This window comes from Rathayibacter sp. AY1G1 (assembly GCF_002932095.1).
Classification (GTDB): domain Bacteria; phylum Actinomycetota; class Actinomycetes; order Actinomycetales; family Microbacteriaceae; genus Rathayibacter.
In genome coordinates this window covers 15,885-35,459 of record NZ_PSUZ01000005.1, presented here as the reverse complement: position 1 = coordinate 35,459, position 19,575 = coordinate 15,885, and the positions used below count along the sequence as shown (strand labels likewise).

Sequence of the window (19,575 nt, the reverse complement as noted above, 5' to 3'; positions counted from 1 at the left end):
CATGCCGCACGTGTCCTCTCGCACCTCGCTCCGCCGTCATCGGCAGAACCGCAGAAGAGGGGCGATCGGGACGGGTGTCGTCCTCGCCGTCGTCGGCGCCGCGCTCTTCGCCGGCGTCTCGGCGCAGGCGGCCACTGCTCCCGACCTCGGCACGGCGGAGGACTACTCGGTCCTGGCCGCGTCGACCGTGACGAACACGGGGTCGAGCGTCCTCGACCAGAACGTCGGGGTCAGCCCGCTGACCGCCGTCACCGGGTTCCCGCCCGGGCGGACGGACGGAGTGATCCATCGCGGAGACGCGGAGGCGGCGCAGGCCCAGGCCGACGTGGGCACCGCCTACGGACAGCTCGCCTCGCAGGCGACGACGGCGCAGATCGGCGCCGAGATCGGCGGCCGGACGCTGAAACCCGGGGTCTACACCGCGGCCGGACCGGTCGGAGTGACAGGGACGCTCACGCTCGACGCCGAGGGCGTCAACGAGGCGGTCTTCGTGATCCGCGCCGCGTCGACGCTGACGACGGCCTCGTCGAGCACGGTGGCCCTGATCAACGGAGCGCAGGCCTGCAACGTCTACTGGCAGATCGGCAGCTCTGCGACGCTCGGCACCGACTCGGACTTCGTGGGCTCCGTGCTCGCCTCGGCCTCGATCACGGTGACGACGGGCGTCTCCGTCGAGGGCCGCGCACTGGCCCGCACGGGAGCGGTCACGCTCGATTCCAACGACTTCACCGAGCCGGGCTGCGAGCCCACCGACGGCGACTCCGACCATCACTCCGACCGTGACGCCGACGATCACGCCGACCGTGACGCCGACGGTCACGCCCACCGTGACGCCGACGGTCACGTCGACCGTGACCCCTACGGTCACGCCGACCGGGACGCCGACCGTGACCCCGACGGTCACGCCGACCGTGACGCCGACCGTGACCCCGACGGTCACGCCGACCGTGACGCCGACCGTGACCCCCACGGTCACGCCGACCGTGACGCCGACCGTGACCCCCACGGTCACGCCGACCGTGACGCCCACGGCCTCGCCGACTCCGACCGCGACCACAGCGCCGCGACCGGCGCCCTCCCACGCCGCGGTCGTTCCCGTGTCCGGGTCGAACGGTCCCCGCGGTCCGGCTCTCGCCTCGACCGGAGTGGACGCCGCAACGACGGCGACCGCCGGAGTGCTGGGCCTGCTCGCCCTGGTCGGCGGCGGTCTGATCCTCACCCTCCGACGCCGCAGTGAGCGCACCGGCAGCTGATCCCGGCTGATCACCGGCAGCTGATCACCGCCAGGCCGTGCGCCGGACTCCCGAGGGGTCCGGCGCACGTCTGCGCCCACGATCGCGCTCCGCCCGTCCCTCGGGTGTCCTCGCCGATGCGCGCAGGCCCGCTCGTGCGTCGAGACGCCGCTCCGAGCGTCGGGGCACCGCTGAGCAGGCGGTGTCTCGGACGTGGGGCGGTGTCCGGGCAGGAGGCGGGTGCGCGTCCTGGTGAGCACGCACTGCTCGTGACACGGGTGTATCCCGGTGCCGTCGGGCCCGCTCGTGCGTCGAGACGCCGCTCCGATCGCCGGGACATCGCGGTAGGGGCAGTGCCTCGGGGCGGAAGGCGGCATGCGAGGAGTGCGCGACCGTTCTGCTCGGAACGCGGGCGTCCGCTCGATGCCGGGATCCGCTCCGCCCGGTCGTCAGACCCCGGCCAGCTCGGCTCGGAGGGGCGGGTCCGCGCCGATGCGGGAGGCGGTGACTCCCGCCGCCCGGGCCGCCCACCGGCCCGCCGCGAGGAGGGCGTCCTCGTCGAGAGCGGTGGTCCCGCTGTCGAGGAGGGCGTCGATCAGCCCGGCCATCGCCGTGTCGCCGGCGCCGATGGTGTCCGCGACGGCGATGCGGGAGGCGGGGACGACGACCCGGGCCCGGCGGGACGCGAGGACCATGCCCTCGCCGCCCCGCGTGACGACCGCCAGCGAAGGGCCGGCAGCCAGGAGGCGGTCGAGGACGGCGTCGACGGAGTCGCCGGGGTGGAGCCACTCGGCGTCCTCGTCGCTCAGCTTCACCAGATGGCAGCGCCGGAGGAGCCGCTCGAGGACGCGGTGGACCTCGGCGCGCGGAGGGAGCACCTCGGGCCGGATGTTGGGGTCGAGGCTGACGGAGGTCCCGGGCGGCAGACGGTCGAGCAGGTCCGCGACCGTGTCTGCGCCGGGATGCAGGAAGGCGGCGATCGACCCGGTGTGGAGGTGCGCGGCTCCGTCGGGATCGACGCGGTCCGGGTTCCAGCTGAGGTCGAACTCGTACCGGGCCGACCCGTCGGCGCCGATGACCGCCGCCGCGGTCGACGTGGTGCCGCGCGCGGGCGCCGACACCGCGACTCCGGACTCCTCCAGGTGCGCCCGGGCCCGGCGTCCGCGCTCGTCGTCGCCCAGGGCGGTGGCGAAGCGGACGGAGCGGCCGAGCCGGGAGAGGGCGACGGCGACGGTCGCGGGCGAGCCGCCGACGTGCTCCGACCGGCTCCCGTCCCGCTCGACGACGTCGACGACGGTCTCGCCGACGACGAGGACGCGAGAGCCGGAGTCCGAGCCGGGGCCGCTGCCGGAGCCCGCGCCGGGCCCGCTCACTCCGCCGCCGCGCGGACCTGCAGCGTCGTGAACGGCGCCGACGGGAAGACGAGCTGGGTGAGGGTGCTGAGACCCCCGCCGAGGAACACCTCGACCACCGAGGCGTCGACGACGATGCGGACCGGGATCCGCCCCGACTCGTCCGGCGCGGGCAGCGGAGCCCAGTCGACCGAGGGGAAGGACGCCGCGAAGTCCACCGCGCCGCTGCGCGTGCGGTCGCAGGTCAGCACTCCCTCGTCGCCGTCGACCGTGAGCACCACTTCGTCGTCGGTCGTGCCGGTGAGCAGGCGCAGCTCGGTGCGGTTGCCGGGGAGGCGGGACACGTCGACGTCGAAGACGCGGACGTCGCGGGACGCGGGCCCTGTCGGGAGGACCGCCCGCTGCGCGAGGCGGAGACGGCCGTCGGCCCCGCGGACGAGGTCGAGCTCGCGCACGAGCGACATCGACGAGCGCCACGGGCCGGTGGGCGTCTCGCTCGCGTAGTCCCAGTTGCTGGCCCACGCGATCGTGAGGCGGCGGCCCTCGGGAGCGTCGTTGAAGGAGACGGCCGCGTAGTAGTCCCGGCCGTAGTCGAGCCAGTCGTAGTCGGCGGGGTCCTCGGACGCGCTGATCCGGTCGGCGGTGAACTCGGCTCCGTCGAAGTCGCCGAGGAAGTACTGGCTGCCGGAGCCGCCGGCGATGCCGCCCGGGTTGAGGCTCACGATCATCATCCAGCGGACCTCGTCGGTGCCGCGCACGCGCAGCGGGAAGAGGTCCGGGCACTCCCAGACGCCGCCCGTGGCATGGGCGGGGCCGAAGTGGGAGCGCCGGGTCCACGCGATCAGGTCGGGCGAGGTGTAGACCGCGACGCGGCGGTCGACCGCCTCGACGGCGACCATCACCCAGTGGCCGTCGTCCCCGCCGAACCAGAAGACCTTCGGATCACGGAACTCCGCGGAGCCGATGTCGAGGACGGGGTTGCCCGCGTACCGGGTCCAGGTGGCGCCGTCGTCGACGCTGTAGGCCAGTGCCTGGGCCTGCGAGGCCCCGGTGCCGTCCGGGAGGGCGTCGCGGGCGGCCGTGTAGACCGCGACGAGGGCCGTCTCGCCGGGGCCGGCGAAGCCCGCCGTGTTGCGGACGTCGGCGACCGCGCTGCCGGAGAAGGCCATCTCGCCGTCGAGGACGGGGATCGCGACGGGCTGCTCGCTCCACGACACCAGATCGGTCGAGGTCGCGTGGCCCCAGGACATGTTGCCCCAGGTGCTGCCGGTCGGGTTGTTCTGGAAGAACAGGTGGTAGGTGCCGTTGTGGAAGAGTAGCCCGTTCGGGTCGTTCAGCCAGGTGGATCGGGCGGTGAAGTGGGCGGACGGACGCCAGGCGTCCGTCGTCGTGGTGATGGTCACAAGGGCTCCTGAGGAGAGGGGTTCGGTGCGGCCGGACGAGGGGCGCGGGCGGCTGCCGCCCGCGCCCCCGGGGACTACTCGCCGCCGTTCTGGAAGCGGTCGTAGGCCTGCTGGTACGTCGCGGTCACGTCGGAGGCGCCCATCGACTCCAGCTGCGAGACGTAGGAGTCCCACTCGCTGTCGACGGTCCCGTTGACGATCCAGGCGGCGAACTTTTCCTTCACCAGGGTGTTGATGTCGGTCAGCGCGTACGAGACGCGGTCGAGCTCGTCGTTCGAGAGCATCACCGGCGGGTAGGCGTCGTTCGCCTTGTAGGGGAGGTAGTACTCGTTCACCAGGTCCTGGCGCTCCTTCGCGCGCGGCTCGGGGGCCACGACGGTCTCGAAGTCCTTCTCGGTGGTGATCTTCGGGCCGCCCGGGGCGACCTTCTGGCGGCGCTCGCCCTCGGCCTCGCCGGCGGCGGCGGGGATCTGCACGAGGAGGCCGGTGGCCTCGTCCTTCTGGAGCGTGACGCCGAGGGGTCCCCAGCTGCTCTGGGCGCTCATCTCGGGGTCGAAGAGGCGGTCGGCCCAGCGCATCGTGGCGGCGGGGTACTCGTTGGAGCGGGTGATCGCCATCGCGCCGCGGTTGATCTCCTGGTTGCTGGTGACGCTGGCGCGCTTCTCGCCGTCGACGCCCTCGAGCACGCCGAGGATCGCGTAGTCGCCGAGGCGGTCCTCGCCGACCATCTCCTTCGCCTCCCACCAGAAGAAGGAGCCGAGGACCGGGGTGTCGGCCTTGCCCTTGGAGAGGAAGGCGACGTCGTCCTGCGAGAACGACTCGGGGTCGATGAGCCCGTCGGCGTACCAGTCGGAGAGCGCCTCGACGCCCTGCTTGTAGCCGTCGGTGTCGGCCGTGAACTGCACCTTCCCGTCGACCACGATGCGGTGGTCGTTGTTCTCCGGCTGGCCGCCGAGCGCCGCGATCAGGTCGTGCGGGTTGCCGCAGAAGGAGTCGGTGCGGAAGGACAGCGGGATCTCGTCGGCCTTGCCGTTGCCGTTGGGGTCGCCGGTTCTGAAGGCCTCGAGCGCGGCCCGGTACTCCTCGATCGTCGTCGGCATCGGGAGGCCGAGCGCGTCGAGCCAGGCGGTGTTGATGAAGAGGAAGTTCGGGTACTGGAGGATCCCGAGCTCCTCGACCGAGGGCAGCGTGTAGATGTGGCCGTCCGAGGCGGTGAGCGCGGCGCGGATGTCGGGCCGGTCCTCGAGGATCGCGGAGAGGGTCGGCGCGTGCTCCTCGATCAGGTCCTCGAGCGGGAGGAGCGTGCCGTTCTCGCCGTACTGCACGATCTCGGCGTCGGTGAGGCCCGAGTTGAACAGCACGTTCGGCACGTCGTCGCTGGCGAGGAGGAGGTTCTTCTTCTCGGCGTAGACCTGCTCGGGGAGGTTCTTCCAGTCGATCGAGATGTTGGTGTCCTCCTCCCACTGCTGCACGAGCTGCATCGAGGAGTAGTCGGGGGACAGGGCGGACTTGGTGCCGCCGAAGGTCAGCGACAGCGTGTCGTCGACGATCGGCAGGCCGGTCTCGTTGAAGCCGACCTCGCTCGAGCGGTCCTGGACGGGGTCGTTCCCGCCGCCGGTCGTGCAGCCGGCCAGGAGCAGTCCGCCGGAGAGGGCGAGTGCGGTGGTGGTGAAGAAACTGCGGTGTCTCATCGTTCGTGTTTCTCTTGTCGAAAGGGTGGTGCGGGAGGGGCGGAGGGTCAGCTCTTCACGGCGCCGAGAAGGGCGCCCTTGGTGAAGTGCTTCTGCATGAAGGGCAGGACGATCAAGAGGGGGATCGTCGAGACGACGATCATTCCGTACTTGATCAGCTCGCCCAGGCGCTGGGCGGCGGCGTAGGAGTCCATCGCTCCGGAGCCGCCTGCGGAGGTGACCTCGGACTGGATCAGGACGTTGCGCAGCACCAGCTGGAGCGGGTACTTGCTCTCGTCGTCGAGGTAGATCAGGGCGTCGAAGAAGGCGTTCCAATTGGCCACGAGGTGGATCATGATCATGAGGAAGATCAGCGGCTTCGACAGCGGCAGGACGATGCTGAAGAAGAAGCGGAAGTCGCTCGCGCCGTCCATCTGAGCGGCGTCGCGCAGCTCGCCCGGCACGTTGTTCTCGAAGAAGGCGCGGGCGATGATCAGGTTCCAGACCCCGACCGCGCCGGGCAGGACCACGGCCCAGATCGTGTCCAGCATCCCGAGGTCGCGCACCACCAGGTAGCGGGCGATCAGGCCTCCGTCGATGAACATCGTGAGGATGAAGATCAGGAGGAAGACGGTCCGCCCGTAGAGGTCCTTCCTCGACAGGGCGTAGGCCGCGCAGAGGATCGTGCTGACGCTGATCGCGGTGCCGACGACCGTGTACAGGACCGAGTTGCCGAAGCCCTGCCAGATCGCGCCGTCCGAGAAGATGCGCCCGTAGCCCTCGAGCGTGAAGCCGGCCGGCCAGAGCCAGACGTTCCCGTTGAGGATCTGCGACGGCTCGCTGAACGAGGCGATCACGATGAAGTACATCGGGTAGACGATCGCGACGATCGCCAGGAGCAGGACGGCGATCGCGATCGTGTTGAACACGGGGTCCGCGTACCGTCCGGTGCGCTTCGCCGGGGCGGTGCGGCGAGGGGGAGTCGGTGCCGACGGCTCGCGGACGGCGCGGTCGGGGTGGATGGTCTGTGTCATGGCGTCGTCACCAGAGGCTCGATTGGCCCGCACGGCGGGCGACCTGGTTGAAGGTCGCCAGCAGGACGAGGTTGATCAGGGAGTTGAAGAGGCCGATGGCGGCCGAGTAGCTGAACTGCGCCTGCTGCAGCCCCGCCTTGTAGACGTAGGTCTGGATCACCTCGGAGGTCGGGAGGTTGAGGTCGGTCTGCATGAGCAGGACCTTCTCGAATCCGAGGTTGAAGAGATTGCCGATCGCCAGGATGAACAGGATCGTGATCACCGGCAGGATGCCCGGGATGTCGATGTGGCGGATCCGCTGCCACTTGCTCGCTCCGTCGACGCGGGCGGCCTCGTGCAGAGCCGGGTCGATCGCGGTGAGGGCGGCGAGGTAGACGATCATCGAGAATCCGGCGTTCTGCCAGATGTCGGAGCCGATGTAGAGGGGCCGGAACCAGTCCGGCGAGCCCATGAAGAACACCGGCTCTCCCCCGAGGGCGACGATCGCGCTGTTCACGATCCCGGACCGCGGCGAGAAGAGCAGGTGGATCATGCCCACGACCACGACGACCGAGATGAAGGACGGCGAGTAGAGCACCGTCTGCGTGAACTTCTTGAACCGCTCGCTCTGCAGCTGGTTGACGATCAGCGCGAGCACGATCGGCACCGGGAAGGCGATGAGCAGCCCCAGGGCGTTCACCGTCAGGGTGTTCTCGATCAGGCGCCCGAACTGGAACGACGAGACGAAGCGGGTGAAGTTGTCCAGGCCCACCCACGGGCTGCCCGAGAAGCCGAGCGACGGGTTGTAGTCGCGGAAGGCGATCTGGGCGCCGTACATCGGCCAGTACTTGAACAGCGCCACGAAGACGAGCGCCGGGGTCAGTAGTACGTATAACTGCCAGGAGCGCAGGGCGCGCCTCGCAGCGGAGCCGAGGCGCTGCCTCGGGCTCAGGAGGCGCCGTGGCCGGGGGATCCCGGGGGCGGACTTCATCGTCGTCATGCGCGCACCTCTGCACTCGTCACCGATCCGCGGAGGACCGGTGAGCAATGGATGGGATGGGGTCGGGGCTCCTCGCGCGGTTCCGCGAGGAGGAGGGAGACGGCGTCGCGGGCCATGCGCTCGTGGGGGAGCGCGACGGTCGTGAGGCCGGGGTCGAGGTAGGAGGCGAGGGTCTCCTGGTCGTCGAAGCCGACGATGGAGCAGTCCTCGGGCACGCGGAGGCCGCGCGCCTCGAGAGCCCGGTAGGCGCCCCAGGCGGTGCGGTCGTTGCCGCAGAAGATCGCGGTGGGGGGATCGGCCTCGTCGAGGAGCTCCGCGGTGAGGGCGAGGCCGTCCTCGACGGTGCCGCCGGAGCCGTGCCGGACGAGGCGGGGGTCCACGGTGAGGCCCGCCTCCTCGAGGGCGCGGCGGTAGCCCGCCCGCCGTCCGACACCCGCGGGGAGGTCGCTGTCGGCGGGCTGGATGTCGATGTAGGCGATGCGGCGGTGGCCGGCGCCCGTCAGCTGGCGGGTGGCGGTGTACCCGCCCTCCTCCTCGTCCGGGAAGACGCTGGAGAAGCGCCCGCCGGCGGACTGGGCGTTCACGACCACGGTGGGCACGTCGCCCAGCGCCTCCGGCACCTCGACGACGCGGTGGTACATCGAGGCGTAGATGACGCCGAGCACGCGGTACGACAGCATCATGTCGATCGCCGACTCCTCGAGGGCGCGCTCGCCGAAGGTGTCGACGCTGAGGATGATGTGGCCGCTCTCCCAGGCCCGCATCTGCGCGCCCTTCAGCAGGCGGCCGGCGAAGGGGGAGCTGGCGACCTCGTCCGAGACGAAGCCGATCATCCCCGACTGCCCGCTACGGAGCGACTTCGCGAAGGCGTTGGTGCGGTAGCCGAGATCCTCGACCGCCTCCATCACGCGGGCTCGGGTGGCCTCGGTGACGCGGTTGCCGGGAGCGTTGTTGAGCACGAGGGACACGGTGGCCTGGGAGACGCCGGCGCGCTCCGCGACCTGCCTCATCGTCGCCGTCCGTCCGGCCATGACCCACCTCCTCGTGGTCTCGGTTATTCGTATAACTGGAAAATACACATCCGAGAGCGCGGCGTCAACATATGATTCCGCGAGCCCCGGTCGGCACGTCGCGGGAACGCAGGAGTCGTCGTTCCGGAGCTCGAGTGCGACGACGTCCGCGTTCTCGCGGAGGGCGGCGTCAGCCGGAGGACTCCCGCGGCACGAGGCGGACGGGCATGGCCTGCACGCCCGCGGTCGGACGTCCGTGGATCGCGTTCGAGAGCTCCTCCGCGGCGGCGCGGCCGAGCGTGTCGAGCATCATGTCGATGCTCGAGAGCGGCGGGCGGGCGGCCTCGACGAGGAGGTCCCAGTTGTCGAAGCCGACGACGGCCACGTCCTGCGGCACCCGCCGGCCGGTCTCGCGCAGGTGGTCGAGGGTGCCGCGGGCGATCTGGTCGCTCGCGCAGATGATCGCGTCGAGGTCCGGATGCGCGCGCAGCAGCGTCTCTGCGCACTGGCGGCCCCAGCTCTCGGACCACTGCCCGAAGAGGACGCCGCCGCCGACCAGCGGGAGCCCCGCCTCCGTCAGCGCCTGCTCGACGCCCCGGGCGCGGTCGTGCGCGGCGGTGTAGCTCGGCTCGCCGTTGACGAGGGCGATCCTGGTCCGTCCGCGCTCGATCAGGTGGCGGGCGGCGAGGACGCCGGCCTGCACGTTGTCGGGCGTGAAGGAGGAGTCGCGCGGATCCTCCGAGGGCGCATAGGCGTAGACGACCGGCACCGGGATGGTGCGGGTGATCGAAGGGCGCGGGTTCGTCGTCCGGCCGAGCACCACGATCCCGTCGACGCGCTTGGCGAGCAGGTTCTTGATGTGGTGCTGCTCGCGGATCGAGTCGCCGCGGGCGTCGCAGAGGAGCACCGACGTCGATCCGGCGCCGAACGCGTCCTCGGCGCCGAGCAGCACGGGGAGCACGAAACGGTTGTCGAGGTCGTTCGTGAGCATCCCGATAGTGCCCGTGCGCCGGGAGTTGAGGGCCTGCGCGAACGGGTTCGGGGTGAAGGAGAGGGCCTCGGCGGCGTCCAGCACGCGCTGGCGGGTCTCGGCGCGCACCTGGTCGCGGCCGTTGAGCGCCTTGGAGGCTGTGGCGATCGAGACGCCGGCGGCGGCCGCCACGTCGGTGAGCGTGATGGTGCCGGTGGGCTTGCGTGGTGGCACCGCGCCTCCGTTCCGGGCCCGGTGGGCCGCCGCGTCGATCCTCGCACGACTCCGGCGAAAAACCGAAAAGACCGAAAAGGTCGCATCTCTTGACGCGCTGACCGCCCCTGCCTAGGTTTACCCGACAGAAAGTAGTTTCGGCCCGGCGCAGACGATCGGGACGACTGCCGAGGAATCCGTCAACGACGAAGGGATCATCCGTGAAGACGAGGAAGCACGCTCGGGGCCTCGCCGCCGCCGTCCTGCTGGGGACGGCCGCCGCCGCACTGACCGGCTGCGCGAGCGGCTCCGGGGGAGACTCCGGCTCCGCCGCGGGAGGCAGCTACACGTTCTGGGACCCGTACCCCCAGTTCGACGAGTCGTCCGACTGGGCGAAGCTCATCGACTCCTGCGGGACCGAGGCCGGCGTCACCGTCGAGCGCACCGGCTACGACACCACCGACCTGACCAACAAGGCGCTGCTCGCCGGTCAGCAGGGCAACTCGCCCGACCTCCTGCTCGTCGACAACCCCGTGGTCTCGACGCTCGCGGAGTCGGGCATCCTGACCACGACCGCCGAGTCCGGGCTCTCCACCGAGGGGATCGACGCGAACATCCTCGCGGCCGGCCAGACCGGCAGCGACACCTTCGGCGTGCCGATCGGCGCCAACACGCTCGCGCTGTACTACAACAAGGCCGTGCTCGAGAAGGCCGGCGTGGACGCCGCCTCCATCACCGACTGGGCCGGGCTGACCGACGCGCTCGAGAAGGTCACCGCCTCCGGCGGCAAGGGCATCACGTTCTCCGGCATCGGCACGGAGGAGGGGACCTTCCAGTTCCTGCCGTGGTTCTGGGGCTCCGGCGCCGAGCTGACCGACCTCGACTCGCCCGCCGCGGTCGACGCCGTCTCGCTCTGGAGCGACTGGCTGGAGAAGGGCTACGCGCCCAACTCCGTGATCGGCAACACGCAGACCACGAGCTGGCAGGAGTTCGAGACCGGCGAGTACGCCTTCGGCGAGAACGGCACCTGGCAGCTGGCCAACGCGAAGGCCTCGGGCATCGACTACGGCGTCCTGACCATCCCGTCGAAGGACGGCGGAGCGGCCCCCGCACCGACCGGAGGCGAGTTCCTCACCCTCCCGGTGCAGTCGGACACGGCGCGCTACGAGACCTCGAAGCAGATCGCCGAGTGCCTGACCTCGACGGAGAGCCTGGTCACGACCGACAACACGCTCTCGTACATCGCGCCGACGGCCGAGGCGCAGCAGGAGCAGGTCGCCGGCAACGCCGACCTCGAGCCGTGGGTCACCGCCGTGCAGGCCGCGAAGGGCCGCACCTCGGACGACCTCGGCACGAAGTACCCGAAGATCTCGGAGCAGCTGTGGGGCGCGGTGCAGACCGTGCTCAGCGGCTCGCAGTCTCCCGAGGACGCCCTGAAGGCCGCCCAGTCGGCCGCCGAATCCGCCACGAAGTAGGACGACCGGGGGCTCCCGCTCCCCGAACGAGGTCCCCCCGGCCGGTGCTCCGCGCACCGGCCGGGGGGACGGGAGAGACCATGACCACTGCCACCGAGACCGCCCGCCTTCTGCGGCGCGGCACCGAGCCGCCGGCCCCGCCCGCCCCGGCCGCCGAGAGCCGTCGGCGCCGCCGGCGCCCCGAGGGCGGCCGCCTGGTCGCGTGGGCGTTCCTCGCCCCGCTCGTCGCCTACCTGCTCGTCTTCTACGCGTTCCCGCTCTACCGCAACCTCGAGCTGAGCCTGAAGGACTACACGGTCCGCTCGTTCGTGCAGGGGAACGCGCCCTTCGTCTGGTTCGACAACTACGTCCAGGTGTTCCAGGACGCGACCTTCGGCCCGGCGCTGCTGCACACGGCGATCTTCACCGGCGTCTCGCTCCTCTTCCAGTTCACGCTGGGGCTGGCGCTCGCCGTGTTCTTCTACCGCCGCTTCCCGCTGGCGAGCACGCTCCGGGCGCTGTTCCTGGTGCCGTGGCTCCTGCCGCTGATCGTCTCGGCCTCGACCTGGTCGTGGATGCTCAACAGCGACTCCGGCATCGTGAACGCGTTCCTGGAGTCGTTCGGGATCGGCCAGATCAACTGGCTCACCTCGCCGACCACCTCGCTGATCGCGGTCCTGATCGCGAACATCTGGATCGGCATCCCGTTCAATCTGGTGATCCTCTACTCCGGCCTGCAGAACATCTCGCAGGACCTCTACGAGGCGGCCTCGCTCGACGGCGCGACCGGCGCCCAGCAGTTCTGGCGGATCACGCTGCCGCTGCTGCGGCCGGTGTCGGCGATCACGATCCTGCTCGGCCTCGTCTACACGCTGAAGGTGTTCGACATCATCTGGATCATGACGAAGGGCGGCCCCGCCGACTCCTCGACCACGCTCGCCACCTGGACGTACCAGCTCGGCTTCGGCTCGATGCTGCCCGACTTCGGACCGGCCGCGGCCGTCGGCAACCTGCTGATCATCCTGGCCCTCGTCTTCGGCCTCGTGTACATCCGGGTCCAGCGGAAGCAGGCCGACTCGTGACCGCCCGCCGCCCCTGGTACCTGACGGTGGTCGGGATCGCCCTCACGGCGGTCATGCTGTTCCCCGTCTACTGGATGATCAACGTCTCCCTCACTCCGACCGGCTCGATGCGGAAGGATCCGCCGGACTGGTTCCCGTTCTCGCCCACGTTCACCGGCTACCAGGCGGTGCTGAGCGAGCAGCTGCCCTACCTGGGCACCAGCCTCGTCGTCGGCCTCGGCACGGTGCTGCTGACCGTGGCGATCGCCGCTCCCGCCGCCTACTCGCTGGCGAAGCTGCGGCCCCGCGGCGGGCAGGCGCTCTCGTTCGTGCTGCTGATCGCGCAGATGATCCCGGCGATCATCATGGCGATGGGCTTCTACGCCATCTACCTCAACCTGGGGCTGCTCAACTCGATCCCGGGCCTGATCGTGGCCGACTCCACCATCGCGGTGCCGTTCGGCGTGCTGATCTTCACGGCCTTCATGTCGGGGATCCCCGACGAGCTCACCCAGGCGGCCCGGATGGACGGAGCGAGCGCCTGGCGCACCTTCACCTCGGTGATCATGCCGATCAGCCGCAACTCCGTCGTCACCGTCTCGCTGTTCGCGTTCCTCTGGGCCTGGTCGGACTTCATCTTCGCCTCGACGCTCGACAGCGGCGGGAAGCTCCAGCCGATCACCCTCGGCATCTACAAGTACATCGGCAACAACAACCAGGAGTGGAACTCGATCATGGCGACCGCCGTGGTCGCCTCGCTCCCGGCCGCCGTCCTCCTCGTCGTCGCCCAGCGGTACGTCTCGGCGGGAGTCACCGCCGGCGCCGTCAAGGACTGACCCGTCCCTCCAAGGAGACACCGTGACCCTCACCGCCCCCACCGCCACCGCCCTCGGCGGCCCGGTCGCCCCCTCGCGGAGCGTGCTCCGGCCGCTGCGCCAGGACGAGATCCGCCTCACCGGCGGCTTCTGGAAGCACTACCAGGACCTCAACTCCTCCGCCGTCATCGAGCACTGCCGCTCGTGGATCGAGCGCGTCGGCTGGGCCGGCAACTTCGACCGCGCTGCCGACGGCTCGATCTCGTCCGCCGAGAGCGGCGACGCGCACGCGGGCATCGAGTTCGTGGACTCCGAGGTCTACAAGCTCCTCGAGGCCATGGCGTGGGAGCTCGGCCGGAGCGACGACGCCGGGCTGCAGGAGCGGTACGACGACCTCGTCGCGCGGGTCGCCTCCGCCCAGGACCCGGACGGCTACCTGCACACGAGCTTCGGCCGGCCCGGCCAGCGTGCGCGCTACTCCGACCTGGAGTGGGGCCACGAGCTGTACAGCTTCGGGCACCTGATCCAGGCCGCCGTGGCGCGGCTGCGCACCGGGCACGACGACCTCCTGCCGCAGGTCGCCCGGCGCCTCGCCGACCACGTGCACCGCGAGTTCGGGCCCGAGGGGAGGGTCGCCGTGTGCGGCCACCCCGAGATCGAGCTGGCGCTCGCCGAGCTGGCGCGGGCGACGGGGGAGGAGCGCTACCTCGAGCTGGCCCGCCTGTTCGTGGAGCGGCGCGGGACGGGGACGCTGAAGCCGATCGCGTTCGGCGCCGAGTACTTCCAGGACGACGTGCCCGTGCGCGACGCGGAGGTGCTGCGCGGCCACGCGGTGCGGGCCCTCTACCTCGCCTCCGGGGCTCTCGATGTCGCGGTCGAGACCGGCGACGCCGAGCTGGAGGAGGCGGTCCGCCGCCAGTGGGAGGCGACCGTCGAGCGGCGCACCTACGTCACGGGCGGGATGGGCTCGCACCACCAGGACGAGGCGTTCGGCGCCGACTACGAGCTGCCGCCGGATCGCGCCTATGCCGAGACCTGCGCGGCGATCGGCTCCACGATGCTCAGCTGGCGGCTCCTGCTCGGCTCGAACGAGCACCGCTACGCGGACCTGATGGAGCGGACGCTGCTGAACGCGGTGCTCCCCGCGACCCGCGAGGACGGCCGCGCCTTCTTCTACACGAACACGCTGCAGCAGCGCGTCGACGGAGTGGCGCCGGACGAGTCGCGCGAGACCGACCGCGCGCAGTCCAGCCTCCGCGCGCCCTGGTTCTGGGTCTCGTGCTGCCCGACCAACACCGCCCGCACCCTGGCGAGCGTGGAGCTCGGCTTCGCGACCGCCACCGACGACGGGGTGCAGCTCCACCAGTACGGCGCGTACGAGGTGCGCACCGGAGGCGTCGCGCTGCGCGTCGAGACGGAGTACCCGGCCGACGGCGAGATCGTCGTGCGGATCCTCGAGGACGCGGAGTTCGCGCTGACGCTGCGGGTCCCGCCGTTCGCGCGGCGCTCGGCGCTGCTCGACGGCGAGCCGGTCTCGACGCCGACCGTCACCGTCCGCCGGGCGTTCTCCGCCGGCGACACCGTGCGGCTCTCGCTGCCGATGACGGCCCGCTTCGTCGCCCCGCACCCCCGGATCGACGCGGTGCGCGGCCAGGTCGCCCTCGAGCGCGGGCCGTTCGTGCTCGCGATCGAGTCGCTCGACCTGCCCGAGGGCCTGGACACCGAGCACATCGCGGTCGACGCGTCGGTGCCGCCCGTCGTGACGGCGGAGGGAGCGCGCGTGTCCCTCGTGGCGCGGGAGGCGGCATCCGGCTGGCCCTACGGCTCCGTGCCTGTGGAGGAGGGGCGCCGCTTCGAGGCGGAGTTCCGGCCGTACCACCGCTGGGCGAACCGCGGACCGTCGACGATGCGGATCTGGACGCCGACGGCCTGACGGGCACCGCTCGCGAGAACGCAGAAGTCGTCGCACTCGAGCGCGAGTGCGACGACTCCTGCGGAGTGGCTGCCGTTGCGGCGCCTGCGCTCAGATCCAGCCGCGCTCGCGGGCCTCGATGACCGCGCGCTGGCGGGTGTCGACGTCGAGCTTGCGCAGGATCGACGAGACGTGGTTGCGGACGGTGCCGGAGGAGAGGTGCAGCGCCGCGCCGATCTCGCCGATCGTCTCGCCGCGGGAGCCGGCGCTGAGCACGTCGAGCTCGCGGTCGGTCAGCGGGCTGCGCGTGCTCGCCAGGGCGTCGGCGGCGATCTCCGGATCGACGTAGCGGCGTCCGCTCGCGACCTGGCGGATCACCTCGGCGACGTCCTCGACCCGGCGCGACTTCGGCAGGAAGCCGCTGACGCCCGCTCCGAGCGCTCGCCGCAGGACCCCCGGCCGCGCGTGCCGGGTGACGACCACGACGCGCGTCGCCGAGACCCGGCGCAGCCGCTCCGCCGCCTCGATCCCGTCGAGCCCGGGCATCTCGACGTCGAACAGGCACACGTCGGGCTGCAGGCGCAGCGCCTCCGCGACCGCCTGCTCGCCGTCGCGGCACTCGCCCACGATCTCGAGGTCCTCCTCGAGGCGGAGGAGCGCGGCCAGCGCCGTGCGGATCATGTCCTCGTCGTCGGCGATCAGCACCCGGATCACGAGTCGCTCCCCACCGGCAGGCGCGCGTCCAGTTCGAAGGAGCGGCGGACCGCCCCGGCGCGCAGCGTCCCCCCTGCCCGCTCGACCCGCTCCGCCATGCCGAGGACGCCCGAGCCGGTCCCGTCCGCCTCCTCCGCGTCCGGTGCCAGGTCGTTCACCGCCTCGAACCGCCACTCGTCCTGCTCCCGCGCGAGCCGCAGCCGCGCGCTGGAGCCGCCGCCGTGCTTGAGGATGTTCGTCGTCGTCTCGCGGACCACCGGCCCGAACGTCTCGGCCGGCGCGTGAGCCGCCGCCGGGTCGACCTCGAGCTCGACGCGGAGCCCGGCCGAGCGGAGGAGGTCGGCCGCGTTGGCCAGCTCGTCGACGAGCGGGACGCTGCGGAAGCGCGTCGCCAGCTCGCGGGTGCCGGTGCGGGCGCCGTCGACCGAGCGCTGGGCGGCGCGCAGCTGCTCGAGCGCGGCGTCCGGGTCGCTGCCGAGGAGGCGCTCGGCGAGCTCGAGCTGCAGCGCGATCACCTGGAGGTGGTGGCCCTGGAGGTCGTGCACGTCGCCGGCGAGCAGCAGGCGCTCCTGGGCCGCGGCGAGCCGGCCCTCGGCGGCGCGCGCCCGGTCGAGCTCGCGGACGATGTCCCACCACCACAGCGCGCTGACGACCGTCAGGGGCAGCAGCGTCGCGAACAGCAGGAGGGTCGAGAGCGCGGCCGACGTGTCCGGCGCCGCGCGCGTCTGCTCGAGCACCGCCGCGACCGCGAGGACGATCGTGCAGAGCACCATCACCCGGAGCCGCACGCCGCTCTGCCAGGGCAGCACGGCGACCAGGGTCGCGGCGAGCGAGAGCCCGAGCGCGAGGCTCCCGGCGGCCGTGCCGGTGAGCGCGGCGGCCGCCACTCCGAGGCAGAAGACCAGGGTCGGCGCGGCCCGGAGGCGCACCGGGCCCTCGCGGTCGGCGCGCCGGTACGCGAGCGCGGTCGGCGAGAACACCGCGACCCAGGCGGCCGCGCCCAGGAAGTAGGCGGCCTTCCGCCACTCCTCGGCCTCGGCGCTCAGCACCGCCACGGACCAGACGGCCAGGACGACCACCACGAAGGAGGCGGCCGACGCGAGGGTGTACCACCAGGTCACGGCGACGCCGCGGCCTGCGCGCACGGGCGGATCCGCCTCGGTCGTGTTCACCATGCGGCCCAGGCTACGACCATGACACTTGTCACCCCTCGGGCCGTCGATCCTCCCGGGACGCGGTGATCCGGCGGCACTGCCGCAGCGGGCGCGGACACGGTCGGATGGAGGAGTCCCGAGAGCCGGGGCCACGTACCGGAAGGCACGACCATGACGATCATCAGCGACGCGATCCTCGGATTCCAGGACCTGATCGGCCGCGTTCCCGAGCTCGTGCAGCCCCTCGTCGTCGCCGCGGCCGGGGCCGTCCCCTTCATCGAGGGCGAGGGGGCGGCGAGCATCGGGATCATCGGCGGCATCCACCCGGTCGTCGCCGGGCTTGCGGGGGCGATCGGCAACTTCGTCTGCGTGGCGCTGCTCGTGCTGCTGGGCACCGGCGTCCGCTCGGCGATCACGGGCCGCTCGGAGGCGAAGCGGACGACTCCGCGGCGCAAGAAGTTCCAGCGGGCCTTCACCCGCTACGGCGTCCCGGGCGTGAGCCTGCTGGGGCCGCTGCTGCTCCCGACGCACTTCACCGCGGTGATGCTGGCGGGCGCCGGAGTCGGCCGCGGGCGGATCCTGCTCTGGCAGGGCGTCGCGATCGCGCTGTGGACGACGGTGCTCACGGTGATCGTCGGGCTCGCGGTCTCGGGCGCGACGCAGGCGGGCTGAGCGGGCCGGACACGGTCCTGAAGCGTGGAACCCCGGTCGCGTAGAGGTGTTCGCGCCACCGGTCAGTGCCGGATGCGCCGTCCCGGTCCGCCGTCCGGATCCGCCGGGCCGGCGGACTGCAGGTGGGTGTGCAGGCGGATGCGCAGCCGGGTCTTGACGGTGCCGAGCGGGATCGACAGCTCCTCCGCGATCTCGGAGTGGCTGTACCCGCGGACGTAGGCGAGGTAGAGGACGTCGTGGTGGATGGCGGCGAGCTGCCGGATCGCGCCGGCCGCGGGCGCCAGGGCCAGCCGGACGTCCGAGCGCTCCCACTCGTGATCGCGCGGCCGGTCGAGGACCGTGTACTGCAGCTCCCGGCGCCGCGCCGACCGGTCCGCCCGGGCGCGGTCCACGGCACGGCGGTGCGCGACCTGGGCCAGGAAGGCGAGCACGGGACGGCCCGGGTCGAGCGAGCGCGCGGTGCGCCAGAGCTCGAGGTAGACCTCCTGCGCGACCTCCTCGGCTGCGGCGCGGTCGTCGAGCACGGCGTCCGCGACGGAGACGACCCGGCCCGCGGTGAGCGAGTAGAGCTGCCGGAAGGCGGTCCGGTCGCCCGCGCAGACCCGCAGCAGCAGGGCCGCTGACCGCGCAGGGCCGTCCCCGGGCTCACGCCGCTTGCCCGTCATCGTCGACACAGGGCTCAGCCTGGCACCGCGGACGCGCTCCTCCCGGGGTCGTGCCCCGAGAGGTGGCCCCCATTAGAGGCTCACTTCTGCTCGCGTCCGCTGATGTGCGCCGCCCGACCCCCACTCTGCCCAGGGCCGGCCGTGCGCAACCGAGGCCCGGAGCGTCCGACAGTGGCCATCAGGCCGGTGCCGGGCCGCTCGACCTCGGTTGCGGACGGGCTCAGACGGCGACGCGCGCGTTCGACTGCGCGAGGAGAGCGACCGAGCGCAGGCGCGCCTCCGTCTGCAGCGACGCGTGGGCGACGATGACCTCGTCGGCGTCGGCGGAGCGGGCGAAGTCGGCTGCGTAGTCAGCCACCTGGTCGCCGGTGCCGACACCGGTGTAGGTGGTCATGCTCGCGACGTGGGCGCCGATCGGGGCGCTGAGCAGGGCGTCGAGCTCCTCATCGTCGAAGGTCTGGCCGACGGGGATCTGCCCGCTCTGGCGCAGCAGCATCATCAAACGGGCGCGCTTCATCTGCGCGAACTGTTCCTGCGCGTCCTCCTCGGTGTCGGAGGCGATGGCGTTCATCCCGGCGATCACGTAGGGCGCGTCGAGCTGCTCGGAGGGGCGGAAGCCGCGGCGGTACTCCGCGACGGCCTGGTGCAGCGCGTCCGGAGCGAAGTGCGAGGCGAACGCGTACGGCAGGCCCAGCGCGGCGGCCAGCTGCGCGCCGAAGAGCGAGGAGCCGAGGATGTAGAGGGGGACGCGGGTGCCGGCACCGGGCGTCGCGCTCACTCCGGGGATGCGGGACTCGCCGGCGAGGAAGGCCTGCAGCTCCAGCACGTCCTGCGGGAAGCGCTCGGAGGAGTCGGGGTCGCGGCGGAGCGCGCGGAAGGTCGCCTGGTCGCTGCCGGGGGCGCGGCCGAGTCCGAGGTCGATCCGGCCCGGGTGCAGCGTCTCGAGGGTGCCGAACTGCTCGGCGATGGTGAGCGGGGAGTGGTTCGGCAGCATGACGCCGCCGGAGCCGAGGCGGATCGTGGAGGTCTGCGAGGCGACGTGCGCGATGAGCACCGAGGTCGCGCTGGAGGCGATGCTCGCCATGTTGTGGTGCTCGGCGTACCAGACGCGGCGGTAGCCGTTCCGCTCGGCCTCCTGGGCCAGGGCGACGGAGGCGGCGAAGCTGTCGCGAGCGGTCTCACCGGGGGCGATGGGGGCGAGGTCGAGGATGGAGAGGGGAACGCTCATGGTGAGGGCAACGCCCGCGACGGCTCCGGTGTTCCCG

The 19,575-nt window shown here is 71.8% G+C and carries 17 protein-coding genes; 6 read left to right on the top strand and 11 right to left on the bottom strand.

Annotation, left to right across the window (positions count from 1 at the left end; translation table 11 throughout):
* Nucleotides 1-10: 10 nt before the first annotated feature.
* Nucleotides 11-1,237: an ice-binding family protein gene (locus C5C36_RS17855; protein ID WP_219814881.1), complete on the top strand. Its 1,227-nt coding sequence runs from the start codon at nucleotides 11-13 to the stop codon at nucleotides 1,235-1,237.
* Between the two features lie 444 nt (nucleotides 1,238-1,681).
* On the opposite strand, the gene C5C36_RS03985 is transcribed toward C5C36_RS17855, so the two are convergent.
* The 7 genes from C5C36_RS03985 to C5C36_RS03955 all read right to left on the bottom strand — a co-directional run bounded on the left by C5C36_RS03985 (nucleotide 1,682) and on the right by C5C36_RS03955 (nucleotide 9,884).
* On the bottom strand, nucleotides 1,682-2,605 hold the full coding sequence (locus tag C5C36_RS03985; RefSeq protein WP_104309308.1) for a carbohydrate kinase family protein: 924 nt from the start codon (nucleotides 2,603-2,605) through the stop codon (nucleotides 1,682-1,684).
* On the bottom strand, nucleotides 2,602-3,987 hold the full coding sequence (locus tag C5C36_RS03980; RefSeq protein ID WP_104309307.1) for a glycoside hydrolase family 32 protein: 1,386 nt from the start codon (nucleotides 3,985-3,987) through the stop codon (nucleotides 2,602-2,604). Before C5C36_RS03980 ends, C5C36_RS03985 begins: the two co-directional genes overlap by 4 nt.
* Nucleotides 3,988-4,061: 74 nt before the next feature.
* A complete protein-coding gene (locus tag C5C36_RS03975) occupies nucleotides 4,062-5,678 on the bottom strand; it encodes an ABC transporter substrate-binding protein (RefSeq protein ID WP_104288931.1) in 1,617 nt (538 codons plus the stop codon).
* Nucleotides 5,679-5,725: 47 nt separating this feature from the next.
* Complete coding sequence (locus tag C5C36_RS03970) at nucleotides 5,726-6,691, bottom strand: carbohydrate ABC transporter permease (RefSeq protein WP_104268804.1); 966 nt, start codon at nucleotides 6,689-6,691, stop codon at nucleotides 5,726-5,728.
* A gap of 7 nt (nucleotides 6,692-6,698) precedes the next feature.
* The gene (locus tag C5C36_RS03965) at nucleotides 6,699-7,670 is read right to left on the bottom strand and encodes a sugar ABC transporter permease (RefSeq protein WP_244229528.1); all 972 of its coding nucleotides are present in this window, start codon (nucleotides 7,668-7,670) and stop codon (nucleotides 6,699-6,701) included.
* Nucleotides 7,667-8,701 carry a LacI family DNA-binding transcriptional regulator gene (locus C5C36_RS03960; RefSeq protein WP_104282809.1) on the bottom strand — a complete coding sequence of 345 codons (1,035 nt, stop codon included), beginning with the start codon at nucleotides 8,699-8,701 and terminating at the stop codon, nucleotides 7,667-7,669. The genes C5C36_RS03965 and C5C36_RS03960 overlap by 4 nt, the downstream gene beginning before the upstream one ends.
* 169 nt (nucleotides 8,702-8,870) lie before the next feature.
* The gene (locus C5C36_RS03955; RefSeq protein ID WP_104225800.1) at nucleotides 8,871-9,884 is read right to left on the bottom strand and encodes a LacI family DNA-binding transcriptional regulator; all 1,014 of its coding nucleotides are present in this window, start codon (nucleotides 9,882-9,884) and stop codon (nucleotides 8,871-8,873) included.
* Between the two features lie 200 nt (nucleotides 9,885-10,084).
* On the opposite strand from C5C36_RS03955, the gene C5C36_RS03950 reads away from it, so the two are divergent.
* The 4 genes from C5C36_RS03950 (at nucleotide 10,085) to C5C36_RS03935 (ending at nucleotide 15,126) form a co-directional block, all read left to right on the top strand.
* Complete coding sequence (locus C5C36_RS03950) at nucleotides 10,085-11,338, top strand: extracellular solute-binding protein (RefSeq protein ID WP_104247031.1); 1,254 nt, start codon at nucleotides 10,085-10,087, stop codon at nucleotides 11,336-11,338.
* 80 nt (nucleotides 11,339-11,418) lie between these two features.
* Nucleotides 11,419-12,399: a carbohydrate ABC transporter permease gene (locus C5C36_RS03945; protein WP_104309306.1), complete on the top strand. Its 981-nt coding sequence runs from the start codon at nucleotides 11,419-11,421 to the stop codon at nucleotides 12,397-12,399.
* Entirely contained in the window at nucleotides 12,396-13,214 is an 819-nt protein-coding gene (locus tag C5C36_RS03940) for a carbohydrate ABC transporter permease (protein ID WP_104222699.1), read from the top strand. Before C5C36_RS03945 ends, C5C36_RS03940 begins: the two co-directional genes overlap by 4 nt.
* Before the next feature lie 22 nt (nucleotides 13,215-13,236).
* Nucleotides 13,237-15,126 (top strand): glycoside hydrolase family 127 protein, encoded by a 1,890-nt coding sequence (locus tag C5C36_RS03935; RefSeq protein WP_104309305.1) that lies wholly within the window; start codon nucleotides 13,237-13,239, stop codon nucleotides 15,124-15,126.
* A 90-nt stretch (nucleotides 15,127-15,216) separates the two neighbouring features.
* Here C5C36_RS03935 and C5C36_RS03930 read toward each other — a convergent pair whose 3' ends face one another.
* Nucleotides 15,217-15,819 carry a response regulator transcription factor gene (locus C5C36_RS03930; protein WP_104222701.1) on the bottom strand — a complete coding sequence of 201 codons (603 nt, stop codon included), beginning with the start codon at nucleotides 15,817-15,819 and terminating at the stop codon, nucleotides 15,217-15,219.
* Nucleotides 15,816-16,994 carry a sensor histidine kinase gene (locus C5C36_RS03925; RefSeq protein ID WP_104247034.1) on the bottom strand — a complete coding sequence of 393 codons (1,179 nt, stop codon included), beginning with the start codon at nucleotides 16,992-16,994 and terminating at the stop codon, nucleotides 15,816-15,818. The genes C5C36_RS03930 and C5C36_RS03925 overlap by 4 nt, the downstream gene beginning before the upstream one ends.
* 150 nt (nucleotides 16,995-17,144) lie before the next feature.
* Between C5C36_RS03925 and C5C36_RS03920 the strand changes: the two genes are divergently transcribed.
* A complete protein-coding gene (locus C5C36_RS03920) occupies nucleotides 17,145-17,645 on the top strand; it encodes a small multidrug efflux protein (RefSeq protein ID WP_104309304.1) in 501 nt (166 codons plus the stop codon).
* A gap of 62 nt (nucleotides 17,646-17,707) precedes the next feature.
* Here C5C36_RS03920 and C5C36_RS03915 read toward each other — a convergent pair whose 3' ends face one another.
* Together C5C36_RS03915 and C5C36_RS03910 are read right to left on the bottom strand one after the other, a co-directional pair.
* A complete protein-coding gene (locus C5C36_RS03915; RefSeq protein ID WP_258072191.1) occupies nucleotides 17,708-18,310 on the bottom strand; it encodes a sigma-70 family RNA polymerase sigma factor in 603 nt (200 codons plus the stop codon).
* A gap of 220 nt (nucleotides 18,311-18,530) precedes the next feature.
* Complete coding sequence (locus C5C36_RS03910; protein ID WP_104247036.1) at nucleotides 18,531-19,538, bottom strand: LLM class flavin-dependent oxidoreductase; 1,008 nt, start codon at nucleotides 19,536-19,538, stop codon at nucleotides 18,531-18,533.
* Nucleotides 19,539-19,575 lie beyond the last annotated feature (37 nt).

Bases quoted from the DNA above. Each gene is read 5' to 3' on its own strand.
- C5C36_RS03975 (WP_104288931.1), bottom strand. From the start codon at position 5,678: ATGAGACACCGCAGTTTCTTCACCACCACCGCACTCGCCCTCTCCGGC.
- C5C36_RS03970 (WP_104268804.1), bottom strand. From the start codon at position 6,691: ATGACACAGACCATCCACCCCGACCGCGCCGTCCGCGAGCCGTCGGCA.
- C5C36_RS03965 (WP_244229528.1), bottom strand. From the start codon at position 7,670: ATGACGACGATGAAGTCCGCCCCCGGGATCCCCCGGCCACGGCGCCTC.
- C5C36_RS03960 (WP_104282809.1), bottom strand. From the start codon at position 8,701: ATGGCCGGACGGACGGCGACGATGAGGCAGGTCGCGGAGCGCGCCGGC.
- C5C36_RS03945 (WP_104309306.1), top strand. From the start codon at position 11,419: ATGACCACTGCCACCGAGACCGCCCGCCTTCTGCGGCGCGGCACCGAG.
- C5C36_RS03925 (WP_104247034.1), bottom strand. From the start codon at position 16,994: ATGGTGAACACGACCGAGGCGGATCCGCCCGTGCGCGCAGGCCGCGGC.
- C5C36_RS03920 (WP_104309304.1), top strand. From the start codon at position 17,145: ATGACGATCATCAGCGACGCGATCCTCGGATTCCAGGACCTGATCGGC.
- C5C36_RS03915 (WP_258072191.1), bottom strand. From the start codon at position 18,310: ATGACGGGCAAGCGGCGTGAGCCCGGGGACGGCCCTGCGCGGTCAGCG.
- C5C36_RS03910 (WP_104247036.1), bottom strand. From the start codon at position 19,538: ATGAGCGTTCCCCTCTCCATCCTCGACCTCGCCCCCATCGCCCCCGGT.